This is a genomic window from Vibrio chagasii (genome assembly GCF_002954585.1).
Lineage (GTDB): Bacteria > Pseudomonadota > Gammaproteobacteria > Enterobacterales > Vibrionaceae > Vibrio > Vibrio chagasii_A.
The window spans coordinates 1,173,490-1,190,553 of record NZ_MSCI01000001.1 but is presented as its reverse complement, the minus strand read 5'-3'; the positions used below and the strand labels follow the sequence as shown (position 1 = coordinate 1,190,553).

11 protein-coding genes are annotated in these 17,064 nt (G+C 45.3%); 3 read left to right on the top strand and 8 right to left on the bottom strand.

Annotated elements, in window-relative coordinates; translation table 11 throughout:
• Nucleotides 1-380: 380 nt before the first annotated feature.
• The 6 genes from rsgA to malT all read right to left on the bottom strand — a co-directional run bounded on the left by rsgA (nucleotide 381) and on the right by malT (nucleotide 7,925).
• The gene (gene rsgA / locus BTO10_RS05600) at nucleotides 381-1,445 is read right to left on the bottom strand and encodes a ribosome small subunit-dependent GTPase A (protein WP_105023863.1); all 1,065 of its coding nucleotides are present in this window, start codon (nucleotides 1,443-1,445) and stop codon (nucleotides 381-383) included.
• A gap of 499 nt (nucleotides 1,446-1,944) precedes the next feature.
• Nucleotides 1,945-2,403 carry a copper chaperone PCu(A)C gene (locus BTO10_RS05595; protein WP_105023862.1) on the bottom strand — a complete coding sequence of 153 codons (459 nt, stop codon included), beginning with the start codon at nucleotides 2,401-2,403 and terminating at the stop codon, nucleotides 1,945-1,947.
• A gap of 112 nt (nucleotides 2,404-2,515) precedes the next feature.
• Nucleotides 2,516-3,112 carry an SCO family protein gene (locus BTO10_RS05590; RefSeq protein ID WP_004740441.1) on the bottom strand — a complete coding sequence of 199 codons (597 nt, stop codon included), beginning with the start codon at nucleotides 3,110-3,112 and terminating at the stop codon, nucleotides 2,516-2,518.
• The gene (locus tag BTO10_RS05585) at nucleotides 3,109-3,549 is read right to left on the bottom strand and encodes a hypothetical protein (protein ID WP_004740443.1); all 441 of its coding nucleotides are present in this window, start codon (nucleotides 3,547-3,549) and stop codon (nucleotides 3,109-3,111) included. The genes BTO10_RS05590 and BTO10_RS05585 overlap by 4 nt, the downstream gene beginning before the upstream one ends.
• A gap of 196 nt (nucleotides 3,550-3,745) precedes the next feature.
• Nucleotides 3,746-4,666: a DUF368 domain-containing protein gene (locus tag BTO10_RS05580; protein WP_004740444.1), complete on the bottom strand. Its 921-nt coding sequence runs from the start codon at nucleotides 4,664-4,666 to the stop codon at nucleotides 3,746-3,748.
• Between the two features lie 550 nt (nucleotides 4,667-5,216).
• Nucleotides 5,217-7,925: an HTH-type transcriptional regulator MalT gene (malT, locus tag BTO10_RS05575; RefSeq protein ID WP_105023861.1), complete on the bottom strand. Its 2,709-nt coding sequence runs from the start codon at nucleotides 7,923-7,925 to the stop codon at nucleotides 5,217-5,219.
• A 567-nt stretch (nucleotides 7,926-8,492) separates the two neighbouring features.
• On the opposite strand from malT, the gene BTO10_RS05570 reads away from it, so the two are divergent.
• The 3 genes from BTO10_RS05570 to glgB all read left to right on the top strand — a co-directional run bounded on the left by BTO10_RS05570 (nucleotide 8,493) and on the right by glgB (nucleotide 15,661).
• A complete protein-coding gene (locus tag BTO10_RS05570; RefSeq protein ID WP_105023860.1) occupies nucleotides 8,493-10,946 on the top strand; it encodes a glycogen/starch/alpha-glucan phosphorylase in 2,454 nt (817 codons plus the stop codon).
• A 174-nt stretch (nucleotides 10,947-11,120) separates the two neighbouring features.
• The gene (gene malQ, locus BTO10_RS05565; protein WP_105023859.1) at nucleotides 11,121-13,301 is read left to right on the top strand and encodes a 4-alpha-glucanotransferase; all 2,181 of its coding nucleotides are present in this window, start codon (nucleotides 11,121-11,123) and stop codon (nucleotides 13,299-13,301) included.
• 176 nt (nucleotides 13,302-13,477) lie between these two features.
• Nucleotides 13,478-15,661, top strand: coding sequence for a 1,4-alpha-glucan branching protein GlgB (gene glgB, locus BTO10_RS05560; protein WP_004737744.1), 2,184 nt, complete (start codon nucleotides 13,478-13,480; stop codon nucleotides 15,659-15,661).
• 79 nt (nucleotides 15,662-15,740) lie between these two features.
• On the opposite strand, the gene BTO10_RS05555 is transcribed toward glgB, so the two are convergent.
• Together BTO10_RS05555 and BTO10_RS05550 are read right to left on the bottom strand one after the other, a co-directional pair.
• Nucleotides 15,741-16,211 carry a hypothetical protein gene (locus BTO10_RS05555; protein ID WP_105023858.1) on the bottom strand — a complete coding sequence of 157 codons (471 nt, stop codon included), beginning with the start codon at nucleotides 16,209-16,211 and terminating at the stop codon, nucleotides 15,741-15,743.
• A gap of 262 nt (nucleotides 16,212-16,473) precedes the next feature.
• Nucleotides 16,474-16,944 carry a hypothetical protein gene (locus BTO10_RS05550; protein ID WP_004737742.1) on the bottom strand — a complete coding sequence of 157 codons (471 nt, stop codon included), beginning with the start codon at nucleotides 16,942-16,944 and terminating at the stop codon, nucleotides 16,474-16,476.
• Nucleotides 16,945-17,064 lie beyond the last annotated feature (120 nt).

The following is a 17,064-nucleotide window of genomic DNA, read 5'->3' as shown; positions in this document are numbered from 1 at the left end:
ATTATAGTGATGTATCTTTTATAAAGTTGTACCGAATCCAACTATACACTAGTGGAATGGGCGGTCATATTAGCTGGATCGTAGCGGGTGTCTAGGAATAGTTTACTTTTAGTGTGATTGTTTGCACTACGTGGTGTTTTTAGAGCTAAATGTTAAATAAATGTATTTTGATTGAGCTATAAATCTGCAAATTCATATTTGATGGAGCTAATATACTGTAAATTAGAGGGTGTAAATGGCGATTGGTGAGAACATTGTGTGCGTAAATAGTCGCTTCCCCACACGTTGAAAAAAAGCCCCTTGCGATAAACATCATGGGGCTTGAAGTTTTCAGTTAAACGATGAGCTATGAACTTAGCTCGCGGCCATATGTCAACTGTTTAAGCAGAGCCTTTCTTAATGTTGCGGCTTTCTGACTGTACGTTTCGGTACATTTTGGACAGCTGCTTATTGTTAGCGCGTTGCTCTGCAAGAGAAGCGCCGTTTCTTGCTTGTTCTCTCAGTAGCTTTTGATAGTTAGTAAATCGTCTTTCAGACAGTTCACCACTCTCAATAGCAGCCCTTATCTTGCATCCCGGCTCTGATTCATGACGACAATCAGAGAAGCGGCAGTGCATTGCTAACTCTTCTACGTCTGAAAAAATTTCACTCACGCCTTCAGCGCAGTCTGCAAGTTGTAGCTCTCGCATTCCAGGAGTGTCGAGTAGCAAGCCACCTGACTCGAGCAAGTGGAGCGATCGTGATGTCGTTGTATGACGTCCTTTACTGTCGTCTTCACGAATACCACCAGTTGCCTGCGATGCTTCACCTAGCAATGAGTTAACCAAAGTTGACTTACCCACACCAGAAGAGCCCATTAGCGCGACGGTCTTGCCGGTTTTACACCAAGGTGAAAGTACTTGGGTTGAGTCTTGATCTAGGCTGCTGACCGCTTCGATCATGAGCATCGGGTCTAAGCTTTGTACCTGTCGTACTTTGTCTTCCCAGTCGTCACACAAGTCTTTCTTAGTTAGGACGATAACCGCTTCAACTTGGGCTTCATTGGCAAGTGCTAGATAGCGTTCAATGCGACTCAGATTAAAGTCGTTGTTCAATGAAACCACGATAAACACTGTGTCGATATTGGCTGAAATATATTGTTCAGCAACACGACTGCCCGCAGCTTTTCGGCTAAAGAGCGATTGGCGTTCTAGTAAGCGATCGAATTGCAGTTCAGAGTTCAATATTACCCAGTCGCCAACGGTCATTGCCGGTTGGTTGTGATGAATGGATAGAGTGATTTCGCCCTGTTCAGACGCCAATGTGTAGCCACTACGATGGTGTGCGGTGATACGGGCGATCACTGAATGGTCGTAATCTTCAAGTGTCAGTTGTTGTTGAAATACCGGTTGCCATCCAAGTTGTTGAAGTGACATTGGATGAGAAAATGCAGTTTGTGAATTCATGTCTATTTACCCAGACGTGCGAGCTTTCTTATGAGAGCATTTACTTCTTGTGAGATCTCTTATCGTTGGTGAGACCAGAAGCATTACAAGCTCAAAAAGCGTCGTGACGTCAAAAATGCGTTAGAGTTTGGGTCGAATTCAAATAGATAGGACCCCGGATTGATTCATGCGTAGTGAGCATGCTTTGATCATGTGCGATCAAGTGTAAACCGGGTAAAAGTGTGCGGTAGCCAGCTGGTGGCTTAATGTTGGTAGTTCGAGATTAAAGTTGGTTTAACCAAACAAAATTAACGCGTTACTTTTACGGCCAGTTTTAGTGTTTTCATTACAATCATCTTCTCTTCTCCTTGGTTATTAATTTGGTCACGCTTTGCACAGAAAGCGAGCGCAGTTTAACAAAAAGCCACGATAGCTAGAAGTCATCGTGGCTTGTTTTGTCTAATTTTTACCGATATGTGCTGCGACTCTTAATAAGCCTCATGAGCATCAGTTTCTACAATTAGTGGTGATCGTGATTCATCTTTTTCATGCCACTCATCACTTTCTTAATAGGTGCTTCGAAAGTTTGTGTTTCGCCATTCGCGAAAGTCAGTGTCATTTCGATCTGCTCACCTTCTTTTAGACCATTTTTAAGGTCGAATAACATAATGTGCAGGCTGCCAGGCTTAAGTACGGCTTCACCATTTGCCGGGATTGTGATCTGTTGAACCTGACGCATTTTCATCACATCACCTTCAACGATAACATCATGAAGCTCTACTTTACCTGCAGCTGGTGTTGTCGCTGAAACGATAGCGCGATCTTTGTCACTATGGTTCATTAGGGTCGTAAATACTGCGCTGTTCACTGCTGTTGGCGGTGTCGCACGAGCGTACGCGTCATGAACCATGATGTCGCTTTTTGCCTGAGCAAGAGGAGTGAGCAATAAGCCTGCTAGAGCAAGTGCTTTTAACTTCATGTTGTTGTCCTTATTGTTTTATGTGTTGGTCTGAGACCTGACTTTACGTTTCGAACTCTATTGGTTGAGTTCTTTATTTTTGTACACGTTGTTTCTCGAGTGATTTAGCACACTAGCGCGTTAATGTGTTGATCGCTTCAACAATTGGCGCTGGCGTCAACGTGTGCGGTACTTTCGTAATCAAGGTACCGTTGGGCTTTAAAAAGTAGAAATATGAGCTGTGATCGAGTGTGTATTCCAGCTCGGAACCTTCAAGCTGTGTCTTTCTGAAAATAACACCGTATTTATGTGCTAGATTCGTGGTGACATCCAATGGGCCACTCATCCCTTCAATCATTGGGTTGAAGTACTGCGCGTATTCGTATGACGCTTCCGCGGCATCGCGCTCTGGATCAAGAGAAACAAACATAGGGCGAATCTTGGCTTTCGATTCATCAGAGATTTGATTGAGAGCTCCCGCTAGCATCGCTAGTGACGTTGGGCAAACGTCAGGACAGCGCGTGAAGCCAAAATAAACGATACGAATTCTGTCATCGGTTTCGTCAAAGAGTTTTATTGGTTGGTTGTCTTTTCCAAAAAGCGTTGTTTCGGAGAATTGCTGTTTTTCAACGTGTTGCTCTTGAGCCTCTGTTTGATCATCGAGATAGCTTTTAACTCCAAAGCCAAGTACAAACGCTACAACCAGCGCTAGCGACCAATTCTTACTCATCTTGTCATCCTTATTGCAGGTTTTACGGTTTCAACACCATCGGTGAGCTCACCAAGCCAAGTCATGTGATCCATGGTACACACGGGTAAAATGACATCACCTTCATAGATGTTGTTACCAGTATTTTTTAATTGGAAACGTGCCGAGCCCATTTCCATCTCTAAACCGGTCAGCGATAGCATCAAGGTTTCAGAGGCCGCGCCTTCCCACACCACTTTGATTTTTGTTGGGACTAGAGGTTGAGCCGTTTCATGCTCAAGGGTCATAGCAACACTGTCTTGCTCACACGATGTTGTTGAAAGCATGCAGTAGTCATCTAAGTTGACGTCAGGAGAGCGGCTCTCTACTACGGATTTAAATTGCTCGACTGCCTGTGGTCCATAAAAGCCAGCGACCAGCGCAATACCGAGCGCAGCAACCTTTAATGCTGGGTGCATGTCGTGTTCTCATTTGATTTTATAAGAACGGCGATGGTATCACACCACTCAATACGTGCTTGTATCAAAAAGCAATTTTGTGCGTATGGTAGATATAAAAAAGCGAAGCCAGTAGCTTCGCTTTGATTCAATTTACTGACACGTCGCTGTTTAAGGAAAGCACCTTACATGCGAAATGCCGCTCGATTGTTAGAGGTTAGTCAGCATTGCGCTCAGCGAACTTTTCTAAGCCAAGAACTAATGCGATGGCAACCAACATCATGACCACAGCCAAAGTCAGTTGAGAAGGCTGAGAGGTGACGGCTTCGAAGTTAAACGGCGACAAGTTCTCTTGGATGAGAGGCACTTGCTCACCTTTAGAGTTGATGCGCCAGCTGATGGTCTCTTTCCAAGGCCAGATCTTAGGCAGCGTACCAATCATCAAACCGGTTAAGAACACAAGCGTGAAGTCGCGGAATGAACGTAATAGCCAAGATAGTACATGTGAGAAAGTCAGCAGACCGATCACACAGCCCGCAAGGAATAGGGCAAGCACGTCAATTTGGAATTCCTTCACGGCGCCAAGTACGGGGCCGTACATACCAATTAACAGCAAAATGAAGCTGCCTGATATGCCAGGTAAGATCATCGCACAGATCGCGATCGCACCTGCAATTAGGATGTTGATGCTAGTTGGCTCCATTTGCAGTGGTTTAAGCACTGTAATGCTATAAGCGAAGGCAACACCAAGCAGTAAAAACACGAATCGAATGATATCGCGCTTTTCTACTTGTTTAAGAATATGGAACACCGACACCAAAATCAGGCCAAAGAAGAACGACCATAGAGGTACTGGGTGAGTGACCAATAACCAAGATATCAGTTTTGCGAATGTCGCAATGCTAGTGAACACGCCTGCGAACAAGGAGATTAAGAAAAAGCCGTTAATGTGGTTAAACGCAGCTTTGAAGCCTTCGCGTTTCCATAAACCAAGTACGCTAGGGTTAATTCTACGAATGCTTTCTAATAGCGTATCGTAGATACCTGTGATGAATGCGATGGTGCCGCCTGAAACGCCTGGGACAACGTCAGCTGCGCCCATGGCCATGCCTTTGAAAAAAGTACTTAAGTAGTTCATTGCTTCATAGAGTTGAGGGTAATTTCGTGCAGTATACAAACTTTGCTGTCAAAAAAGTATGAATATGCTACTGAGAAGGTACTTTTCTTACTCTCTTAATTGTAAGGCAATTCGTTGATGTGAATATCAGCCTAACATTTAAAATACAATCACTTAGTAATTTATCATTAATGTTAGGGATGAAACTGGTCTCTTATCAATATTGCATCTTGATTGCATTATGCAAATGCACTTTGCAATTCTCATGTGAAATTAGCCGTTTTTATGCGATGCAGGGCTTATAAAATGCCTAATTAAAGTTGGCACGCTAACTGCATAGTATTAAGTGACCCTTCTTAAGCCGAGGGTCACCTAGCCAACTGACGTTGTTAGTGAACCTATGATTTGTTCACAAATATATAGAGCCAATCGCGATTATTGCGGTTGGCTATTTTTTTGCCTGTCGTTTGGTTATCTCTAGTTCTTTATAGGTTTTACTCCATTCTTCAAGCGAAAAAGAGCCAGCCACCATCGGTGACTAGCTTATTTTTTTCTCGAATTTCAAATCCGTTTAGTAACCCATCAACTGCAACAAATTCTCTGCTGTACTTATCGCTTCTTTACGGTTAGCGATGTTGAGCTTCTGATAAAGATTTCGAATGTGAGTCTTGATCGTTGTCCCTGCCACATCCAGCTCTTGAGCGATTTGTTCGTTACTGAACCCAGAATAGATCAAGCCCAGTACCTGCCATTCACGTTGAGTGAGTGGGCTGGTGCGCACAAGCTCAGGAATGTTCGGGTGGTTAACCAAGTTTTCAACAAAGTCTTCATCAAAGTGAACGGAGCGGCTGCGTTGCGTGGTCGAGATATCCTTCATGATTTGTTGTGCTCTGTGACGTTCTAAATCACCCAAGCCAGGTTTGTTGCTCAACTTATCTAGGATATGTCCGATAGTGCCACCATCAACCAAGAAGTTTCCGACCATGCCTGTTTGGTTGGTCATGTGAAGGGCTTCTTCAAGCAATACACGTGCGCTGTCTTCATCATTGATTTGTGTACGCAGCACCGCCTCAACAATCAAGTTACGGTTGGTGTCAGTGACCAAGTGTGAACGCTGAGCTTCGCTCTTCAAAAACGCTAACGCCTCTTCTGCTTCTTCATATTGCTCAAGGATGATGTGGGCACGGACGATGTTACGCCACTGAAGCTGACAGAAGTGGTTGCTGGCAGATTCAGGTCTTACCGCAACGCTTAACCAGTCACGGATAGCATCTTTATCGCCTTTAACTTGCCAAAACAAGATCAGAGATAATGAAGCATTCGCCGTCCAGTCAACGTGGTAGGTTGATTGGCGCAATAAGTGTTGGATCTGGTCAATAAACTTCGATGCTTTGTCGATCTCACCACGGCTTAGTGAAATACGAGCCAACATTGAATAGCTATGAAGGTGTTTGCTCGGAGAGTGGTGACCAAGGATATCTAAGCCTTTGTAGCAACACTCTTCCGCTTCATCTAAACGGTTCCAACACCAGAAGATCTGAGCGCGTACGCGTAGCAAGAATTCATGTAGTGGAACGTATTGAAGTTGATGCTCTTCGATCAATTTGAAGGCGCTGTCTTGCAATTCAAATGCAGCTTGAACGTAGCCTTGAGCTATCAAAATTTCACTCTGCTGAAGAATCGCCCACAGTGCCTGATGGTAAACCTGATACTGGCGAGCCAGTTTCTCAGTTTGCTGCATCATTGGTAGCGCACGGCTTAGGTTACCCATTACGTGATTCACTTCGCCAACAACCGAGGTTGCCACAATGCGGCTGCGGTAAACCGTGGTATTAAGTTGGCTTAGAGAAAGCTCTGCGAGTTCGAGTGCTTTTTCTGGTTCGTTGCTATTAATGGCCACCTGTGCGCGTAGGGCGTTGTATTGGCCTTGCTGCTGAGTATCTAGCTCGATGTTTCGTGCCTGATACTGAGTTTCTGCCTCTTCTAACAAGGTACCCACTTGATCATAACGGTGCTGACTTTGTGCCAACCATGCGCGTAGCATCGACAGTTTTGGTTCGCTGTAGAGCTGATCGGCCGTGAGCTGCTTGATTGCCATTTCTAGTGAGGACAATTCACCTTGGTTGAACATCTGCCAACCGTGCTCGCTGAGGATCTGAACAATCAAATCAGGATCATCGGCGCGCTGTGCATGACGCAGTGCTTGATGCGGTGTCTTCTGTTTGATCCACGCTTTTGCCGCACTGCGGTGCAGTTCAGCTTCTTGTTGTGGAATGCGAGCTTGACGCTCATGGGCAAGGAATTCACCAAACAGATTATGGAAGCGATACCAGTTCTTCTCTCCCTCAAGAGGATAGATGAACAGGCCAAATCGGTTGAGAGACTCGATCATACCGAGTGCGTCTTCACGCTGAGTAAGCGCGCACACCAGTTCATCATTAAAGTGATCAAGTACAGAGCATTGCATCAAGAACTGACGGGTTTCTTTGTCTAGCAAGTCGAAGACTTCTTCAACCAGGTAGTCCCACAAATGAGCATGGTTGAAGTGAGAGAATGACTCAGCAGACTGCGCCAGTGTGCGTTTTTGGTGTTGTGCTTGAAGGGCGATAAGTTGCAGTGCAGAAGGCCAGCCTTCTACATAACTACAAATACTATTGGCGGTTGTGTCATCAATGCCATCGGCAACGCGTTGATTAAAGAAGCGTGTGGTCTCTTCGGTATCGAATGCCAAAGAGTCATTACCTAATTCGATCATTAAGTCACGAACGCGAAGGTTTGCTGTACCCAATGGCGGTGTGCCGCGGCTGGTCACAACAAGCGTTAGGTTGTCGGGCATGTGCTTAAGGAAAAAGCGCATGGCTTCGTGGATGTCGTCATTGTTAACCAGGTGATAGTCATCCAATACAAGGAAACATTCCTGATGGAACTCAGACATCTCGGCGAACACTTCACTTAGTAGAGAGTGTAGCGATGAAAACTGTCTTTTCTCTGCTAGCTTTTGCGCATTAGGGCAGGCGTTTTGCGTCGCCTTATTGAGTGATTGAAGTAGGTAGTTGATAAAACGGAAGGCATCGTTGTCACTGTCATCGATGCTATACCAACCTACGTTGGGCTTATCTACCAACCACTGGGCAGCCATGGTGGTCTTGCCGTATCCAGCTGGAGAGCGGAACAGTACGAGTTTATAGCAATCTGCATTCTGAAGCAGATCGAGAACCCTAGGACGCAGAATTGCATTGTGTAAGCGGCCGGGACGAGTCAGTTTCGAAGGGATCCACATGTCGAAGTTTTACACCTATTCCGTGGCTATGGTCTGGAATCTATCAAGCACGTAGTGAGTGCAGTCCAATGACACTAGCCTAATTACTTAAGTCTTTACTCATATTACGTGAAGCAAAACGACAGCGACTATGATCCTCCGCAGAAACCTTGCACTCCTGCATGTTTTTGAGTCTCTACGCCCTTTATTTGTGACTTTTCTCACAAAGTGTGGTGGTTCGATAATGTGACTTTGTTTCTGTTTGCACTGTATTTAATGCAAAAGATGATACCCGGAAAATATTTTCGTGATCTGAAACTCAGATTTGACAATGACTCTAATTAGGTCAAATAAAAATCACATCAATCGAAGTTAAGTTATCGAACGGGAGCTTGTGATCTTAGTCACTCCAAGTTTTTGTTCGAAGTCAGAACATGAGAGTCAGATCACTAACCCTATGTCGGTACGCCCCCTACGCCCTCCCATCTACTCCTAGTTTGGCGCGTTAGCGGGAGGATGTTTAGTTTCTGGTGACCATGCACGATATGTCACAGATGAATTAGAACTATTAAAAGCGAGATTTCTGAAATGAAACCAACTCAGCAAAAAACTTTCGATAAAGTGTCGTTCCAAGAAAGCGTTAAGAAACATCTATCTGCAACCTACGCAACTACAATAGAAAACGCAGATAGCCGCGCATGGTACCTAGCAATGGGTCGCGCACTAGCCGAACTTACAACATTTGACCTGTTAGAAACTGAAAATGACGAGAAAATCAAAAATGCGAAGAGCGTGAACTACCTTTCGCTAGAATTCTTGATTGGTCGTCTAACAGGTAACAACCTAATCAGCATGGGTCTGTACGAGCAGATCACGCATGCGATGGAAGAGTTAGGTCAAAGCCTGACTGACCTTCTAGAAGAAGAACGTGACCCATCACTAGGTAATGGTGGTCTTGGTCGTCTAGCGGCTTGTTTCATGGATTCTTGTGCCGCTCAAGAATACCCAACGGTAGGCTACGGTCTTCACTACGAATACGGCCTATTCAAGCAATCTTTCCAAGACGGTCGTCAACAAGAAGCACCAGACGCATGGCGTGGTGTTGAAGGTTACCCATGGGAAGTAGCTCGTCCAGAACTTGCGCAACACATTGGTTTTTACGGTCATGTTGAAGTTGAATACATTGACGGTAAAGAAGTGCGTACTTGGGTTCCAGGTATGGAAGTAAAAGCAATGCCTTGGGATCTGCCAATCATAGGTTACGAGTCAAACACGGTTTACCCACTGCGTCTTTGGGAATGTCAGGCTATCGCACCATTCTCACTAGCAAGCTTCAACAACGGTGACTACTTCGAAGCACAACACGCGCTAATCGATGCGGGTAACATCACTAAGGTTCTATACCCGAACGACAACCACGAAAAAGGTAAAACGCTTCGTCTAATGCAGCAGTACTTTCACTCTGCAGCGTCTGTGCGTGACATCCTACGCCGTCACGAAGCAGCAGGTTTCGCTCTAGCTGATCTTCCTAAGCAAGAGACTATCCAGCTTAACGATACGCACCCAACAATCGCGATTCCTGAACTAATGCGCATCCTAATCGATGAGAAAGGTCTAGACTGGGATACAGCATGGGACATCAGTGCAAACACGTTCGCTTACACGAACCACACACTACTTCCTGAAGCACTTGAGACTTGGTCTGAGTCGCTAATCCAGCGTCTACTTCCTCGTCACATGGAAATCATTTTTGAAATCAACCACCGCTTCCTACAAGAAGTTCGCAAGATGTGGCCTGGTGACGGTGAGAAGCAAGCTAAGCTTTCTATCATCCAAGAAGGTTTCCACCGTATGGTTCGCATGGCAAACCTATGTGTAATCGGCTCTTACAAAGTAAACGGCGTAGCAGCACTTCACTCTCAGTTGGTTAAGAAAGACCTGTTCCCAGAGTTCAACGAAATCTTCCCTGGCAAATTGACTAACGTAACAAACGGTATCACGCCTCGTCGTTGGTTGAAGTTCTGTAATCCAGGTCTATCTAAGCTTATCACTGACAAGATTGGCACAGAGTGGCCAGCAAAACTTGAGCAGCTAGAAGGTATTGCTAAGTACGCGACAGACGCGAAATTCCAAAAAGAATTCATGGCGGTTAAGAAAGAAAACAAACAGCGCCTTGCTGATTGGGTTCAAGAGAACATGGGTATTGAGTTAGACACTAACGCTATCTTCGACGTGCAAATCAAGCGTCTACACGAATACAAGCGTCAGCACCTAGACTTGCTACACATTCTATCTCTGTACCACCGTATTCTTAAGGAACCTGGTTTTGAGTGTGAGCCACGCGTATGTTTCTTTGCAGCGAAAGCAGCACCGGGTTACCACCTAGCGAAAGAAATCATCTTCGCGGTTAACAAGATTGCAGAGAAGATCAACAACGATCCTCGCATTGGTAACAAGCTTAAAGTGGTATTCATACCTGACTACCGTGTAAGCATGGCGGAAATCATCATTCCGGCAGCTGACGTTTCTCAACAAATCTCGCTAGCGGGTAAAGAAGCATCAGGTACGGGTAACATGAAGATGGCTCTGAACGGCGCTCTGACTATCGGTACGATGGATGGTGCGAACGTTGAGATCCGTGAAGAAGTGGGTGATGAGAACATCTACATCTTCGGTCTAGAAGTGGATGGCGTACAAGCACTGAAAGCTCAGGGCTACAACCCATATGACTACTACAACGCAGACCCACTATTGAAAGCGTCACTTGATCTGCTAACTGGTGAAGAGTTCACACCAGGTCAACCAGGCCTTCTACGTGCAACGTTTGATAGCCTGCTAGATGGCGGTGACCCATACCTATGTCTTGCTGACTTTGCTTCTTACGTGAAAGCGCATGAAGACATGGGCGTGCAATACAAAGACCAAGCGGGTTGGGCTAAGAAAGCGATTCTTAACACAGCACTCGTTGGTAAGTTCACATCGGATCGCTCTATCCGCGATTACGTGAATAACATTTGGAAACTTGAAGCGGTTAACCGTTAATAGTTTCAACGTAGCCAAGGCAGTCTCTGCCTTGGCTCAATTAGCTTGTGAGCAAACAGATGGCTTAACCGATAGCAATGCTCACAAACTGATTGTCACAAGCTAATTGATTAGTAACAGATTAAATAACAACCCTACAAAATTGAAAGCGTCAGAACGTTTTCGGAGAGAGCGATGAAAGAACAGACCGTATTAAAACAAGTCGCAGAAATGGCAAACATTGCCGATAGTTACGTTAGTGCGTGGGGCGATGAAGCACAGGTATCAGATGAGACAATTACATCTCTACTGGCTTCATTGGGCTACGATACAAGCAGCGATGATGCACTGCTTAAGTCAGCAGAAAGAAAACACAAAAAAGATGTACTAGACCCAGCTCTTGTCTTGCGTGATGGTGAGCCAGTAGAAGTGGCGCTGAATCTAGGTGTGAGCGCTCGTGAGAGTGAGTTCAGCTGGCGTTTAGAGACCGAGCAAGGAGAGGTACTTGAAGGCTATCTTCAATCTCAAGTCGTTCGTGATGAGCGTGCAGAGGGTGGCCCTTTAGTGTTTGCATTGCCAAATGATCTGGCATGGGGTTACCACAAGTTAATTGTGAGCCGTAAGCGCCGTAAAAAGCCTTACGAAATGACGCTAATTATTACACCTAAAGCGTGCTTTAAGCAGTCGCCAATCGAAGAAGGCAAAAAACTTTGGGGACCAAGTGTTCAGCTTTACACTCTAAGAACTCAGCATAACTGGGGTATTGGTGATTTCGGTGACCTGAAACAATTGGTGGCTGATATCGCGTCTAGCGGCGGTGACTTCGTTGGTCTAAACCCGATTCACTCTCTGTTCCCTGCGAACCCTGAAGGTGCGAGCCCATACAGCCCGTCTTCACGTCGTTGGTTGAACATCCTATATATTGATGTGAGCTCAGTACCTGAGTTTGCATTAAGCGCTGAAGCGCAACAAACAGTAGGCAGTGCAGAGTTCCAACTGCGCCTTCAGAAAGCGCGTGATGCACACTGGGTGAACTACACCGAAGTGTCTGAGCTGAAGATGAGCATCTTGCCTCTGCTATTTACAGAATTTAGAACTCGTCACCTAGACAAAAACAGCGATCGCGCACAAGCATTCTTGGCGTTTGTTGAAGAGGGCGGTGATAGCCTGATGCACCAAGCGGCATTTGATGCTCTGCACGGTGAATTGCATGCTGAAGATTCTGGTATGTGGGGATGGCCGGTATTCCCTGAGAAATACCGTACATTCGACAGCCCAGCTACTCAAAAGTACATCAAAGACAACCTAGATAAAGTACATCTTTACATGTACCTACAATGGCTAGCTGACTGTCAAATCAACGATGCTCAGTCATTGGCTGAAGAAAAAGGCATGGCGGTTGGCCTGTACCGAGATCTAGCGGTAGGCGTTGCGGATTCAGGCAGTGAAACTTGGGCCGATGAAGGTAATCTTGTGATGGATGCAAGCATCGGTGCTCCACCGGATATTCTTGGTCCATTAGGTCAAAACTGGGGGCTTCCACCGCTAAACCCAGAAGTGCTTCAAGCGACGGGTTACGATGCTTACATCAAGCTACTTCGTGCAAACATGAAGCACTGTGGTGCGTTGCGTATTGACCATGTATTAGGCCTACTTCGCCTGTGGTGGATTCCAAAAGGTGAAGATGCAACGAAAGGCGCTTACATCTACTACCCAGTTCAAGACATGCTGTCTATTCTTGCTCTTGAATCTCATCGTTACCAATGTAGCGTTATCGGTGAAGATTTAGGTACTGTGCCAGATGAGATTGTTGATATCTTGGCTGATGCAGGTGTGCACTCGTACAAGGTGTTCTTCTTCGAAACATCAGAAGAAGATGGCGGTTTCATCTCACCTGCTCATTATGCTGAACAGTCGATGGCGGCACTATGTACACACGATATGCCAACACTCCGTGGCTTCTGGCACTGTGATGACCTGAAAATGGGTCAAGAGATTGGCTTGTACCCAGATCAAGAACAGCTGAACGGCTTGTTTGATGATCGTCTTGAGTGTAAGCAAGGTATCCTAGACTCTGTGGCATGGCATGGTTTCTTACCTGAAGGTGTAGGCCGTGACGCGAGCCAAGTACCAATGGACTCTTACCTTGCTGAAGCATTGCAGTTGCACGTTGCTGCTGGTGGCTCAACATTGCTAAGTGTTCAATTGGAAGATTGGTTGGAAATGGACCAGCCAGTAAACATTCCTGGCACGGTTGATGAGTACCCGAACTGGCGTCGTAAACTATCGATGAATCTAGACGAAATCTTTGCTCATGACGGCGTGAATCGAATTGCTTCTAAGCTAACAGAAGTTCGAGAAAAAGCAGGTAAATGATGAGTTTGAGTGGCTTTGAAAATAGGTGGTTTTTTGCTTACGGCGTACGAAACTACAACCTTGGTCACTCAATAATGAATGCTCATCTGGTAGAATAAACCGTCGTTATATTGCCCGCACTAATAGCGGGCATTTTTGTATTATATTTTTTGGATGTTTGGTTAGGGAGAAACGTTTTGGAACTAAGTTCGATTTCAAAGCAAAAACAAATATATACCCAACTATCACAGGCTTGTTTCACTGACCCATTTGCGTTTTTAGGGCCGTACTTACCTTCAGAGCAAGGTGCATTACGTGTATGGATCCCAGGGGCAGATAAAGTCGAGTTGATTGTTGGAAAGGAACCTCGTATTGAGTTAGAGCGAGAGGATGAAAGTGGCTTCATTCTTAAGCAAGAAAGAGACTTGCGTTTTACTCACTACAAGCTCGCAGTTGATTGGGCGGGAGTAGAGCAGATCATAGATGACCCATACCAATATCATGAGCTGTACGCGAGCTATGAAGACCTTCACACACCTAAAGATATGTACCATCACATGGGGGCTCAGTTTGTTACGCTAGAGCGTGATGGTCAGACAATTTCTGGTACTCGCTTCTTGGTTTATGCACCGCATGCAACAGCGGCTAGCTTAGTGGGTAACTTCAACTCGTGGGACGGTCGCCGCCACCCAATGCAACGTTTGGACTACGGCATTTGGGGCTTATTCATTCCAGACTTGGAAGAGGGCGCTCAATATAAGTTCGAATTAAAAGGACCAAATGGTGAAGGCTTACCTCACAAGGCTGATCCATGGGGGTTCTACTCTGAGCAGTACCCTTCGTTCTCTTCTGTGACTTACGATCACGCTCGTTATGAGTGGCAAGATGCGAAATGGCAAAATCGCCCAGTGACAGAGAAGCGAAAAGAAGCACTGTCGTTCTATGAATTACATGCTGGTTCTTGGAAGCGTAATGCTGAAGGTGATTTTCTAAACTACCGTGAGTTAGCGGCAGAGCTAATTCCGTACCTCACCGAGCTTGGGTACACTCACGTCGAGTTGATGCCAGTTTCAGAACACCCTTTCTATGGTTCATGGGGCTACCAGCCAGTTGGTCTTTTCGCACCAACGAGCCGCTTTGGTTCTCCGGATGATTTCAAATACTTTGTCGACCAATGTCATCAAGCTGGTCTTGGCGTAGTGCTTGACTGGGTTCCAGCACACTTCCCGAGCGATGACCACGGCTTAGCTAACTTCGATGGTACACCATTGTTCCACGATCCGGACCCGCGTCGTGGTTGGCATCAAGATTGGAACTCGTACATCTATGACTTAGGTCGCGAACACGTGCGTCGTTTCTTAGTAGCAAATGCGCTGTACTGGTTCGAGCAATTCCATATTGATGGTATCCGTGTGGATGCTGTAGCTTCGATGTTGTACCTCGATTACTCGCGTAGCCACGATCAGTGGATTCCAAATGTTGATGGCGGCAATGAGAACTACGACGCTATCGCGACATTGAAATGGATGAACGAAGAGGTGTACAAGCACTTCCCGAATGCGATGACGATTGCGGAAGAGTCGACGGCTTTCCCTGGTGTTTCTGCACCGACTTTTATGGGGGGGTTAGGCTTCGGCTTTAAGTGGAACATGGGTTGGATGCACGATAGCTTATCTTACATCCAAGAAGATCCTATTAACCGTAAATACCACCACGATACGATTACTTTCCCGCTGGTTTACGCACACAGTGAGAACTACGTATTGTCACTGTCTCACGATGAAGTGGTTTATGGTAAAGGCTCTATCCATAACAAGATGCCAGGTGATGAGTGGCAGCAAACGGCTAACCTACGCGCATACATGGGTTACATGTACGCACAACCGGGTAAGAAGCTTAACTTCATGGGGGCTGAGTTTGGTCAGACAGCAGAGTGGAACCATGATGACCAACTGCAGTGGTTCTTATTAGACTACGAACGCCACCAAGGTGTTCAAAAGCTAACGAAAGACCTGAACTACCTTTACCGCAATGAAGCTGCAATGCATGACTTAGATTTCGATCCACAAGGTTTTGAATGGCGTCTTCAAGACTCTGCAGAGGCGAGTATCTTAGCTCATGAGCGTATCAGTGAATCTGGTGAGCGTGTGCTAGTCGTATCGAACTTTACGCCAGTACCACATGAGCATTTCCGACTAGGTGTTCCGGCACAAGGTAAGTACAGCCTATTACTCAATACTGATGATGCTAAATATAACGGTAGTGGTTATGACGTGAAAGAGGTTGTCGAAATCGAAGCCGTTCAGAGTGAAGGGTTGGATACCTCGATTGAGCTTCGCCTACCGCCATTGTCGACTATTTTTTACAAGCTGAACCCGTAATGGAGTCGGTAGAATGCACGCGTAGATAACACAAAAAAGGGAACCTTATGGTTCCCTTTTCTATTTGAGAGTATCTCGTTTAGTGTTGCTTGAAGTTCGTAAGATAGAGCATAGAGCGTCCTACTACGGTTTCAATAATCCTAATGGAGTCAGTTCCAAAGCTCTCGAACATTTTATCTCGGAATACACCATCAGAGCTGATATTGAACTCTTCAGGGCTTTTTACTTGAGATGCATGAAAGAACATCAACTTGATCACGTATCGGAACTGTTCATCATCGAGAGCGCTTTGCCAAGATTGAAGAAAGGCTTCTTCTGATGAGAAGTCTAGGCTCTCTATAACGATCGAAAGCATGTGTTGATGTAATACGGAGCGGATAGCACGAGTTGATGGGTAGTAACCCTGAAGCGTCGTTAAACTAATGCCAACTTCCTGAGCAATCCTTGCATAAGTTAGTGCTTCATGTCCTTCAGCTAGAAAAAGGCTTAGTACGATCTCATCGTAGTGCTTTTGGTTTTGTAGTTTCTGTACTTTAGTAATTCTGGGCATCCAGAAATTATAGTGATCTATTTCATATGGTGGAAGGTTAAATATGTAAGGGAAATTCAGATATGTAAGGCACCGTGAGCAAATTAATAACGGTAGATTTATACGCAATGGCGTCAAATTAGCTTTAATCACAAAGTTTATAAGCTTGTCCATAAAAGAATATAAAAATGGACGTGCTAATTGTGCTGCCCTCTTCAGTGGCTCGTGTTTTAGGTATGAAAAAGGAGCTCTAAAGCCCCTTTTTAATTGACGATGTATTTGCTCAGTGCTGTCGGAAGTTCGTAAGGTAGAGCATAGAGCGTCCTACTACCGTTTCAATAATCCTAATGGAGTCAGTTCCAAAGCTCTCGAGCATTTTATTTTTAAATGCGCCATCTGAGCTGATATTGAACTCTTCAGGGCTTTTAACCTGAGACGCATGAAAGAACATTAACTTGATCACGTATCGGAATTGCTCGTTATCTAAAGCGTTTTGCCATGATTGAACAAACGCTTCCTCTGATGAGAAGTCTAGACTCTCTATAACAATCGATAGCATGTGTTGGTGTAACACGGAGCGGATAGCACGAGTTGATGGGTAGTAACCCTGAAGCGTCGTTAAACTAATGCCAATTTCTTGAGCAATCCTTGCATAAGTTAGTGCTTCATGTCCTTCAGCTAGAAAAAGGCTTAGTACGATCTCATCGTAGTGCTTTTGGTTTTCTAGTTTCTGTACTTGGGTAATTCGAGCCATTACAAATCTCTATTTCGAGCAACATTCTGTAAACAGAATATTAAGAGCTTCTAAATTAGAATTCAAACCAAAGATGTAAGGAAACGGTCAGTTTATCGCCAAAACCCGATGATTACGGTT

Coding starts and splice junctions, on each gene's coding strand:
- rsgA (WP_105023863.1), bottom strand. CDS start 1,445: ATGAATTCACAAACTGCATTTTCTCATCCAATGTCACTTCAACAACTT.
- BTO10_RS05595 (WP_105023862.1), bottom strand. CDS start 2,403: ATGAAGTTAAAAGCACTTGCTCTAGCAGGCTTATTGCTCACTCCTCTT.
- BTO10_RS05590 (WP_004740441.1), bottom strand. CDS start 3,112: ATGAGTAAGAATTGGTCGCTAGCGCTGGTTGTAGCGTTTGTACTTGGC.
- BTO10_RS05585 (WP_004740443.1), bottom strand. CDS start 3,549: ATGCACCCAGCATTAAAGGTTGCTGCGCTCGGTATTGCGCTGGTCGCT.
- BTO10_RS05580 (WP_004740444.1), bottom strand. CDS start 4,666: ATGAACTACTTAAGTACTTTTTTCAAAGGCATGGCCATGGGCGCAGCT.
- malT (WP_105023861.1), bottom strand. CDS start 7,925: ATGTGGATCCCTTCGAAACTGACTCGTCCCGGCCGCTTACACAATGCA.
- BTO10_RS05570 (WP_105023860.1), top strand. CDS start 8,493: ATGAAACCAACTCAGCAAAAAACTTTCGATAAAGTGTCGTTCCAAGAA.
- malQ (WP_105023859.1), top strand. CDS start 11,121: ATGAAAGAACAGACCGTATTAAAACAAGTCGCAGAAATGGCAAACATT.
- BTO10_RS05555 (WP_105023858.1), bottom strand. CDS start 16,211: ATGCCCAGAATTACTAAAGTACAGAAACTACAAAACCAAAAGCACTAC.
- BTO10_RS05550 (WP_004737742.1), bottom strand. CDS start 16,944: ATGGCTCGAATTACCCAAGTACAGAAACTAGAAAACCAAAAGCACTAC.